The organism is Frankia sp. AgKG'84/4 (assembly GCF_023242965.2).
Taxonomy (GTDB): domain Bacteria; phylum Actinomycetota; class Actinomycetes; order Frankiales; family Frankiaceae; genus Frankia.
The window spans coordinates 1-848 of the sequence record NZ_JALKFU020000894.1; the positions used below are offsets into that span (position 1 = coordinate 1).

At 75.1% G+C, this 848-nt stretch carries 1 protein-coding gene; it reads right to left on the reverse strand.

Annotated elements, in window-relative coordinates; all coding sequences use genetic code 11:
* Positions 1-848 (reverse strand): condensation domain-containing protein (locus tag MXD58_RS25885; RefSeq protein ID WP_250610334.1); only part of this gene is annotated, 848 nt, incomplete at both ends.

Consider the following 848-nt stretch of genomic DNA (forward strand, 5'->3'; position numbering starts at 1 on the left):
CGCCCGGCCCGCCCGGCCCGCCCCACAGCAGCGCCGGCGCGTCGGGACGCCGCCCGGCCTGCGCGAAGAACCCCTCGTGCAGCAGCCGAGTGGACGTGGGCCCGGCGACGTCGCCGACCCGGGTGCGTACCGCGCGCGTCGCGGCGTCGAGCAGCCCGTCCACGGGCTGGTTCCACGCCGAATCCGGCCCGGCGAGGTCCGAGCCCGGCGTGGCCAGTGCGCGGACGAGTCCCTCGAAGGCAGTGAACATCGCGTCCACCACACCGGGGGCGAAGCTGTCCTCGCGGACGTCCCAGTTGACCAGCAGGCCGCCGTCCAACTCGGTGACCTGGGCGTCCAGTAGCACCTGCGGGCCCTGCGAGATGATCCACTCGGGTCGACCGAAGGCGTCGCGCACCGCCGGGTCGAACAGCTCACCGAGGCCCAGCGCGCTGGTGAACACCACCGGCGCCAGCAGCTGCTCGCCGCGGCGGCGACCGGCCTCACGCAGGATTTCCACACCGGAGAAGGCCGCGTGGGCGGCGTCGGCGTGCAGCCTGGTCTGCACCCGCCGGGCCCGTTCGACGAACGGCACCTGGTCGGTGAGGTCGACGTCGAGCAGCACCGAGCTGGTGAAGTCGCCGACGACCCGGTCGATGTCGGGGTGCACCTGCTCGCGGTCGAACAGCGGCACGTTGAGCAGGAACCGCGGCTGGCCGCTCCAGCCGCCGAGCACCTCGGCGAACGCGGTCGCCACCGACATCGCCGGGGTGACGCCCCGGCGGTGCGCCGCCTGGTTCAGCGCGTCGCGGTCGGCCGGCGCCAGCCGGAAGTGGCGACGGGTCACCCGCGCCGGCCCGGGCCGGTGG